Annotated in this window: 9 protein-coding genes and 1 pseudogene; 4 read left to right on the top strand and 6 right to left on the bottom strand. The window is 66.4% G+C overall.

Annotation, left to right across the window (positions count from 1 at the left end; all coding sequences use genetic code 11):
• A partial coding sequence (locus HOV91_RS37710) for a hypothetical protein (RefSeq protein WP_217441571.1) occupies positions 1 to 524 on the bottom strand: 524 nt, incomplete at its 3' end.
• Between the two features lie 430 nt (positions 525 to 954).
• Here HOV91_RS37710 and HOV91_RS37705 point away from each other — a divergent pair.
• Positions 955 to 2,100: a helix-turn-helix domain-containing protein gene (locus HOV91_RS37705; protein WP_174189981.1), complete on the top strand. Its 1,146-nt coding sequence runs from the start codon at positions 955 to 957 to the stop codon at positions 2,098 to 2,100.
• Between the two features lie 245 nt (positions 2,101 to 2,345).
• Here HOV91_RS37705 and HOV91_RS37700 read toward each other — a convergent pair whose 3' ends face one another.
• Positions 2,346 to 2,870: an ArsI/CadI family heavy metal resistance metalloenzyme gene (locus tag HOV91_RS37700; protein WP_174189980.1), complete on the bottom strand. Its 525-nt coding sequence runs from the start codon at positions 2,868 to 2,870 to the stop codon at positions 2,346 to 2,348.
• A 98-nt stretch (positions 2,871 to 2,968) separates the two neighbouring features.
• Here HOV91_RS37700 and HOV91_RS37695 point away from each other — a divergent pair, with 98 nt between their 5' ends.
• Positions 2,969 to 3,328, top strand: coding sequence for an Rv2640c family ArsR-like transcriptional regulator (locus HOV91_RS37695; RefSeq protein WP_174189979.1), 360 nt, complete (start codon positions 2,969 to 2,971; stop codon positions 3,326 to 3,328).
• 222 nt (positions 3,329 to 3,550) lie between these two features.
• On the opposite strand, the gene HOV91_RS37690 is transcribed toward HOV91_RS37695, so the two are convergent.
• Together HOV91_RS37690 and HOV91_RS37685 are read right to left on the bottom strand one after the other, a co-directional pair.
• Positions 3,551 to 3,862: a hypothetical protein gene (locus HOV91_RS37690; RefSeq protein WP_174189978.1), complete on the bottom strand. Its 312-nt coding sequence runs from the start codon at positions 3,860 to 3,862 to the stop codon at positions 3,551 to 3,553.
• Positions 3,859 to 4,254, bottom strand: coding sequence for a hypothetical protein (locus tag HOV91_RS37685; RefSeq protein ID WP_174189977.1), 396 nt, complete (start codon positions 4,252 to 4,254; stop codon positions 3,859 to 3,861). Before HOV91_RS37685 ends, HOV91_RS37690 begins: the two co-directional genes overlap by 4 nt.
• 160 nt (positions 4,255 to 4,414) lie before the next feature.
• Here HOV91_RS37685 and HOV91_RS37680 point away from each other — a divergent pair, with 160 nt between their 5' ends.
• Entirely contained in the window at positions 4,415 to 5,608 is a 1,194-nt protein-coding gene (locus HOV91_RS37680) for a helix-turn-helix domain-containing protein (RefSeq protein WP_174189976.1), read from the top strand.
• A gap of 135 nt (positions 5,609 to 5,743) precedes the next feature.
• Positions 5,744 to 6,202: pseudogene (locus tag HOV91_RS37675) on the top strand (SRPBCC family protein); the annotation flags it as partial.
• 251 nt (positions 6,203 to 6,453) lie between these two features.
• Here HOV91_RS37675 and HOV91_RS37670 read toward each other — a convergent pair.
• Both HOV91_RS37670 and HOV91_RS37665 read right to left on the bottom strand, forming a co-directional pair.
• A complete protein-coding gene (locus HOV91_RS37670; protein ID WP_174189975.1) occupies positions 6,454 to 6,708 on the bottom strand; it encodes a hypothetical protein in 255 nt (84 codons plus the stop codon).
• Positions 6,709 to 6,720: 12 nt separating this feature from the next.
• Positions 6,721 to 8,394 (bottom strand): sodium:solute symporter family protein (locus tag HOV91_RS37665; protein ID WP_174189974.1); only part of this gene is annotated, 1,674 nt, incomplete at its 5' end.

Below are 8,394 nucleotides of genomic sequence, written 5' to 3'. Positions count from 1 at the left end.
CTGTTGAGGTGCTGGCCGATGATCGCGGGGATCAACAGGTCCAACAGGGTGATGTCGTCAGCGGCGGGAATGTTGTCGATGATCGGGTCGAGCACTGGCGCGGCATACAAGCGGCCGGTGTGGGGTGCGGCGGCGGTGCGGGCGCTGCTGATCAGTTCATAGACCAGCATCGCCATCACGCGAACACGGGTGGTGTCGCTCATCCCGTCCTGCACCGCGTCCGCGGTGGTGGCTATCAGAGTGCCGATCACGTCAGTGAGGACATCGAGTTCGGCGGCGTCGCGCTCGGTGTCCGGATCCCCGGTCACCGCCCCACCCGCGACGGTTGAACTGGTTGCGGGATCGACACACTTAACCGTGACATCTGTGCGAACGACCGGATATCGTCCGGCAGATCCGGGCCGGTCAGAAACGTCCACCGCTGCGAATGCGGATGCGTCAATACCGGCCCGGACGGTTGGCCCGTGCGGTGCATCCACGCTTTGACTTCCGAGCCGATGAACGCGGGCATCATCAATCCACACACCCGCGCCGCGCGTAGCGTGATGCGGCCTTGATGCGGTGGATGGACTTCGGCGGGCAGGTCACACATGTGTCGGTAGAAGTGGCACAACGACAACGGTGTGTGCCCAGCATGTTTGGGTGAATCCACGAACGGCTCCCCTGCTCGATGCGTTGGTGCGCACCCGACGCCGAGACCGAACCGCTGGCTGCCCATACTCGGGCAACCGGCAGAGCCGGGGTGAGGAACCGGCGGCACCCGGCGTCGGGGCTGAATCGAGCGTCACGCACGGAGATCGGCCTGTGCAGTGGCACACAGGAGTGGCATTATGCGCTGGATCACTGACCAGCGACACTGCATGGGCCTGTCGATAGTGGCATTTGGTAGTGGCACTTGAGATGTCGCTGCTGCTTATCCTTCCGCGCACTGCTCGACCGGGAGATGATCGCGGTATGGGTGTGGGCGAGTTGATCCGTGAGCTCCGGAAGGCGCGCGGATGGTCGCAGGGGCGGCTGGCGGACGAGCTGGCGGCCCACTCGGGGGCGAGTATCTCTCGGGAGTACATCTCGAGGCGTTGGGAGAACGGGGACACGGTGCCCAGCCGGTTTTGGCTACGCCATTTATCGGCCGTGCTGGACGTGCCTCTGGCTGTTTTCGAGGACGATGGCATGAACAGACGGAAGTTCTTGGCACAGGTGGCCGCGACCAGCATCGCGCCGGTAGTGGCGTCCGATCTGCTGGCGGCCGGATTCTCCGCGCGGCTGGATCATGCCGGACCGAATATCGAGGGGTGGCAGGCGAAGCTCAGTGCCTATGGCACGGACTACATGTCGTTGGGTGCGGCGGATATTCAACGACGCCTGGCCATCGACCTGGCGATCCTGCAACAGCAGTTGGACAGCCCGCAGATGTGGGGAGCGGCGGCCCGGCTGATGACCCTGTATGCGAAAACGTTCCCGGGGTCCGACGGCACGAAGGCGGTTACCTGGTATCGAATGGCCGCTGAGGCCGCAGACCGCTCCGAAGACGAGCAGACTCGCGTATGGGTGCGCGGGCGGGCAGCCATCGCCCTCGGGTACGAAGGTGCGGCGCTACGGGTCGCGGACCTTTTCGCCGACCAAGCGCTGTCGCTGTCGGACAAACCGAGCTTGGGGCGTCTCAACGCGATCATGGGCAAGGCCCATGCGGCAGTGCTGCGCGGCGACCACCGGACGGCGCGCGCTCTCGTGGAAGAGGGGCGCCGTGTTTTCGACAAGTCCGGCTCGTATGAGCAAACCTCCGACTACGCCGTCCCCTGGTGGCGCATGAACGTGTTCCTCTCCTTGCTGGCCGCACGACTCGGGGATGAGAAATTGGCGGTGACATCACAAGAGCAAGCGCGAAGAGAACTTCCGGCCGAACTGCCGCGCTTCGCGACTCACCTGGAGATGCACCGGGGTCTGATGTTGGTGAGAGCCGGTGATCGAGCCGAGGGTATCCGAGCGGCGCGCACCGCGATGGATGCGCTTGCGCCGGAGAAGCACTCGCTCACGCTGCGGATGTTGATGGACGAGATCACCGGAACGACGGACGCGGCAGCGGGCATCACGCGCGGATAGGCTCGCGCTACACCGCTGCGGTACCGCCGCAGGTCAACAGGCCCCGAGAACCTGGCACCGGTTGTCATTTCTAGACTGCTTCCGAACGCGAAGTTCGATTGCGCGGCTCGCCAAAAGCTGGCGTATGGGGAGCCCCGGCCGGCTCGCATGCCGGCCGGGGCTTGTCAGGTCTGCTGAGGACCGCGGCGGTGGCAGTCCGCGGCGAGACGGACACCTGGTCCGATTCGCTGCCGCGTGCGGTGGGGTCAATTGCAGCAGGTGGCGCCGGAGGCGACGGCCTCCTTCTTCGCGGCCGCGCCGCAGCAAGCGCCCTCGGCGGCGGCCTCCTCGGCGGTGCCGCAGCATGCCTGGACCGCCTCGGCGTCGGTGGGTTCGGTCGCGTGACCTGGGGCCGTGCCGAAAGTTTCGCTGTCGGCGAGGACGGTGTAGACCTCCCAGCGTTCGGAGTCCGGGGCGGTGACCCAGACCTTGTCCTGGGTGGCGAAGCAACAGGTGGTGGCGATCTGCTCTTCGGTGAACAGCCCCGCTTCCGACAGCCGGGCGATTTCGGCGTGCACCCGGTCGGAGGTTTCGACCTCGACGCCGAGGTGGTTGACGCTGCCGCCGTGACCGGGGTTCTCGATCAGCACCAGCTTGAGGGGTGGTTCGGCGATGGCGAAGTTGGCGTAGCCGGGCTTGCGCTTGGCGGGCTCGGCGGCGAACAAAGTCGAGTAGAACTGCACGGCCTGGTCGATGTCGTCGACATTGAGGGCGAGTTGGATGCGGGACATGACTACCTCCACTTGTTTGACATATATCGAAGAACCGGTTCGATGCCGAGTCTGCCACCTTTTCGACATATGTCAATGCCTTGGGTAGAGTCGATCGCATGCCCAAGACGTTGCCCGTGATCGACATGTCCGCCCCGGTCTGCTGCCCCCCGGTCGCGGCCGGGCCGGTCGATGACGCCGCCGCGCTGGAAGTGGCGTTGCGGTTGAAAGCGATCGCCGATCCGGTGCGGGTGAAGCTGTTGTCACTGCTGTTGACCAGCGCACCCGGCGAGGAGAACGGCGGTGATCTCGCCGCGGCGGTGGGAGTGTCGGAATCGACGGTCAGCCATCACCTCGGCCAGCTCCGCAAGGCCGGGCTGGTGGAGTCCGAACGACGCGGCATGAACACCTTCCACCGCGCCCGCCGCGACGCCCTGGCGGCGCTGTGCGTGGTGCTGGACCCGAACTGCTGCCGTTGACGCCGGGAACGGGCTACTTCGGGAGGTCGGTAACGCATCAAGGAGATGCCTGGATGCACCGCACTCCGGCCTGTCGTCCTCGCACATTTCGGGTGGTCCTCGTGAACGGCGACCCGATCCGGGTGACCACATGACTCGATGTGCACCAACTGGTCTTCGACCTGCGGCAGGGCGATGGATATCCCCCGCGAGCTGAGCACGCGGACGCGAGGATGGAGACGATCAGGGGTCCGTGGCGGTGTGCTGAGCGGCGAGAAACCCGACCAGGAGGTCGAGGACGGACAGCTCATCGACGGCGGGCACGTTCTCGATGAGCGAATCGAGGATAGGGGCGGTGTAGAGGCGGCCGGCGTCGGGGCCTGCCGTGGTTCGGGCGCTGGCGATCAGTTCGTAGAGCACTACCGCCAGCACTCGGGCGCGGCGGCTGCGGGGGTGCCGCTGCGCGAGGGCGGTTTCCCTGAGGGCCGCGTCGACGGCGGCGATCACTTCGGCGAGTACGGCTATCTCGGCTTCGGCGCGGTCGTCGTAGGTCATGCGGACGTCCGCGAATCGCGAAATCGAGAGTCGGTGCGGTCGTCGACGATGTGGATGCCTGCCCATGGGCAGACGCCGGGCAGCGCGGTGGGGCCGTTGTGCGCTGCGATCCTGCCGCCGACCACCGAGACGAAAGCGTCGGCGCAGTACCGGGACGGGCATCGCACGGCGCGCAGTTCGCCGGTATCCGGATCGTATTTCGCCGCGCCGCAATGTGATACGGCGATCCACGGTTCACATTCCGGCCCGCAGCCCCGGTGCGCATGCAGGTAGTCGCGGCGGGACACCGGAGTGTCCCCGTACGGGGTGTGCGGCACGGATAGTCCCTCGCGGTCGTCGGTCGACCCGGAACCGGGGCGGGATCGCCACCCGTCCCGGTGCGTTTGCACCATTCGGATGTCCCCTCGCACAGGAGTCCGGTTGTGCGACAGGGTTTCCCGGTTCCGGGTACGGATACCAGGGTGCCGGTGCAAAATCCCTGGTGGAAGGTAATGGATACGCAGGTTGGAGCAATCGGCAGCAATGACCGTCCAGCAGGGGTAAGGGGGCACCGTGGCAAATGTGACGATGTGGACCGGCGCGGATGTGAAGACACTTCGGGACGCGTGCAGGTTGACCCAGAGCGAGCTCGCCGAGCTGCTGCGTTGTGCGCAGCGGACGGTCAGCTTCTGGGAGAGCCGACCGTACCGCCGGGTGAGTATCAGCCATCAAGCGCGGCTGGACAGGGTACTCAAAGATGCGGACCATGGGGCGCACAGGCGTTTCCGGGCGTTGATTGGAGAACTGGACGTGAACCGGCGCGACTTCATCGCCGCCACCGGCGCGGTCATCGGCGCGGCGACAACGAACAACAGTGATTCTCCCACCGTCACATCGGATGCGATCGGGCATCTGCGCGACACCGTCCACTCGGCACAGCTACTGGATGATCAGCTCGGTTCGGATGCCGCCCGGCCGATCGTCGAAGCCCAAGCGCGGACCTGCGCGGCGCTGCTGCGCGACTGCCCGGCGACTTTGCGGCCAGCACTGCACTCGTTGACCGGCGAGGCCATGGCCAGCAGTGCGTGGTCGGCGTGGGACCAGGGCGACCTGAACCGAGCGGAAACTCTGTTCCGTACCGCCCACGAGCACGCGGATGAGTCCGGCGACATCGACATCGCGACCGGCATTCTCTGCCACCGCACCCAATTGGCGGTTCAGATGCGTTCGTTCCGAAATGCCGCCACGATCGCGGACGGGATGCTGCGACTGCCCGTACGGGACCGTCGGGTCGACGACTTCCGAAAGCTGTGCGCGGCGCAGGCGTTCGCGTCGGATGGACGAAAGATCGATGCGTGGCGACTGCTGATCCAGGTGAGCGACGAGTTCACCGAGCAGACGACGCCGGACGAGTCGTACTGCTACTACCAGAGTGCGTGGACCACGAGCGCCATGACTGCCCGCTGCCTGGAAACGTGCGGCGAACCGGACGCGGCGGCCGACACGATCGAAGCGGCGCTGGGACTCATTCCCGGCCACGCGACCCGCGACCGTGCCCTGTGGAACCTCAGCCTCGCCCAGTTGACGGTCACGCGGGATATCGACCGTGCGTGCGAAGCCGCCCGGCGTGCCCTGGTCCTGGCAGCGCGGAACACCTCGCCCCGGCTGCGGCAGGCGTACGCGCAGACCAGGGCGAGTTTCGAGCCGTGGGCTACGGCGCAACCGGTCCGGGATCTGGACGCGTACGCGGCGACCGTCTTGGTGTGACCGTCCTCGGGCTGTTTGTCCCCGGGCGACCCGGGTATGCGATGAATGTCCCGAGTCGCCCCCAAGGGAGCGCTTGTCAACCGAAAGACGCCCGTCCGCGCGATCGGTGCGGGTGGGCGAGGAAAGGGGTAGCAAGTGAGCACAATGGCCGCCACGGTGGACGTCGACGTTCCGGTTCGCACCGCCTACAACCAGTGGACGCAGTTCGAGTCGTTTCCGAAGTTCATGGAAGGTGTCGAAGCGGTAGACCAGCTCGACGACCGGCACACGCACTGGCGTGTCCATGTCGGCCCGTCGACGCGGGAGTTCGACGCGACGATCACCGAACAGCATCCCGACGAACGGGTCGCCTGGAAGTCCGACAGCGGACCCAAGCACGCGGGGGTCGTCACCTTCCATCGGCTCGACGACACCCATACCAGGGTGACGGCGCAGATGGATGTCGACCCCGAAGGGTTCGTGGAGAACGTCGCCGACAAGCTCGGCGTATTGAAGCACCGGGTGAGCGGTGACCTGGAGCGCTTCAAGCACTTCGTCGAGGAACGAGGGCACGAAACGGGTGCCTGGCGCGGCGATATCCCGCGTCCGGATGCCCGCGACACCGCCACGGAGCGCGGCGGGGCTCCTCGCCCCGGCGAGACCGGCACCATGCCCGGTGGGACCCCTCGCCCCGGTGGCGTGGGCGGAACCGGCACCATGCCCGGCGAGACTCCTCGCCCGGGTGGCGTCGGCGGAACCGGCCTCCCGGGCGAAGGCGGCACTTGGCCGGGTGGAACTACCCGGCCCTGACGCCTGAGCCGCGCGACAACCAGCGCCCCCTGGAATTCCAGGGGGCGCTGCCCGTGTCAAACGGCGTCGGGCTCATCCTCGGCGTGTTCGGCCGGACGCGGTTCGGGCGGCACCTGGACCGGACGCAGCAGCGCCCAAACCACGAACGCGATGGCCACCACGCCCATGGCGAGCCCGGCCCAGAGGTTCACGTTGACGCCGCCGGTCTTGGCCTGCTGGGCCGCGGTGTCGTGCACCAGTCCGGTGACGACGAGCACGACCCCGTAGCAGCCGAGCAACGCGCCGACGATGGTGCGGATATCGAAAAGCATTGCGGCGGCTCCCTATCCGACGACGATGTTGAGGACGATCACGAGCGCGAAAGCGATACCGGCCAGCAGGACCGGACGCTGGTACCAGGGCAGCGTGTCCGCCTCCGGGTCGGTGCGCACTTCCTTCGGTGTCTCCGAGTACACCAGCCCGACCAGTTCCGCCGCCGGTTTCGGCTGCGTCACCTGGGTGACCGCGATACTGACCACGATGTCGACCACGAACGCCACACCGGCGGCGACGAAACTCGCCCCTTGGCCCGACAGTTCGAACACTTTCGTCTCGTGCAGGATGAAAACGAGGATTGCCGAACCGGTTCCGCAGACCAAACCCATCCAGCCCGCGGTCGGCGTCATCCGTTTCCAGAACATGCCGAGGATGAACGTGGCGAACAGCGGAGCGTTGAAGAAGCTGAACAGAGTTTGCAGGTAATCCATCATGTTGCTGAAACCGGAGGCGATGAACGCGGTGAAGATCGCGGCCACGGTCGCCCCGATGGTGGCCAGCCTGCCGACGCCGAGGTAGTAGCCGTCCGGGCGGTCGCGCCGCACGTACTGCTGCCACAGGTCGTAGCTGAACACCGTGTTGAACGCTGAGATGTTGGCCGCCATGCCCGCCATGAACGCCGCGAGCAGACCGGCCAGCCCCACTCCGAGCAGGCCGTTGGGCAGCACGTCCTTCATCAGGTACAGCAGCGCCTGGTTGTAGGTGGTGTCGCTCTCGAAGTCCGGATTCGCGGTGACCGCCGCCTTGTACTCCGCCATCTGCGGCACCAGCACGGCGCTGATCATGCCGGGAATCACCACGATCAGCGGGATGAACATCTTCGGGTAGGCGCCGATGATCGGGGTGCGCCGCGCCGCCGCGATGGAGTGCGTGGCCATCGCGCGCTGCACCTCGACGAAGTTCGTGGTCCAGTACCCGAACGAGAGCACGAACCCCAGCCCGAACACTATGCCGAGGATCGAGAGGAAGTCGCTGCCGAATCCGCTGAGCGCGTTACCCGGCCAGGAGTCCAGCTGTTGCGGGCCGCCGGGTGACGCGCCGACCTTCTCGCGCAGGCCGTCCCAGCCCCCGATCTTGTGCAGGCCGACCAGGGTGAGCGGCAGCAGCGCGGCCACGATCACGAAGAACTGGAGCACCTCGTTGTAGATCGCGGCCGAGAGACCGCCGAGAGTGATGTAGGACAGCACGATGACGGCGGCCACGACCACCGACACCCACAGCGGCCAGCCCAGCAGCACGTTCAGGATGGAGCCGAGCAGGTACAGGTTGACCCCGGCGATGAGGACCTGGGCGACGGCGAAGCTCAGTGCGTTCACCAGGTGCGCGCCGGTGCCGAAGCGGCGGCGCATGAACTCGGGCACGCTGCGCACCTTGGAGCCGTAGTAGAACGGCATCATCACCACGCCGAGGAACAGCATGGCGGGTATCGCGCCGATCCAGAAGTAGTGGAAGGTGGGGAACCCGTACTCCGCGCCGTTGGCGGACATGCCCATGATCTCCACAGCGCCGAGGTTCGCGGAGATGAACGCCAGACCGGTCACCCAGGCGGGCAGCGAACGCCCGGACAGGAAGAAGTCGATGCTGGAGGACACGCGCTGCCTGGCCAGCAGGCCGATGCCGATGACGAACACGAAATACAGGGCGACCAGCGCGTAATCGACCGGCTGCGCGTCCAGCCGTAG

Origin of the sequence: Nocardia barduliensis (genome assembly GCF_013315795.1) — a bacterium.
Classification (GTDB): domain Bacteria; phylum Actinomycetota; class Actinomycetes; order Mycobacteriales; family Mycobacteriaceae; genus Nocardia; species Nocardia barduliensis.
Note: the sequence above shows the minus strand (reverse complement) of the source record. Positions and strands in the feature narration are given on the sequence as shown.

What these genes read in the sequence shown, in the direction of transcription:
- HOV91_RS37705 (WP_174189981.1), top strand. Translation starts at nt 955, where the DNA reads ATGGGTGTGGGCGAGTTGATCCGTGAGCTCCGGAAGGCGCGCGGATGG.
- HOV91_RS37700 (WP_174189980.1), bottom strand. Translation starts at nt 2,870, where the DNA reads ATGTCCCGCATCCAACTCGCCCTCAATGTCGACGACATCGACCAGGCC.
- HOV91_RS37695 (WP_174189979.1), top strand. Translation starts at nt 2,969, where the DNA reads ATGCCCAAGACGTTGCCCGTGATCGACATGTCCGCCCCGGTCTGCTGC.
- HOV91_RS37690 (WP_174189978.1), bottom strand. Translation starts at nt 3,862, where the DNA reads ATGACCTACGACGACCGCGCCGAAGCCGAGATAGCCGTACTCGCCGAA.
- HOV91_RS37685 (WP_174189977.1), bottom strand. Translation starts at nt 4,254, where the DNA reads ATGGTGCAAACGCACCGGGACGGGTGGCGATCCCGCCCCGGTTCCGGG.
- HOV91_RS37670 (WP_174189975.1), bottom strand. Translation starts at nt 6,708, where the DNA reads ATGCTTTTCGATATCCGCACCATCGTCGGCGCGTTGCTCGGCTGCTAC.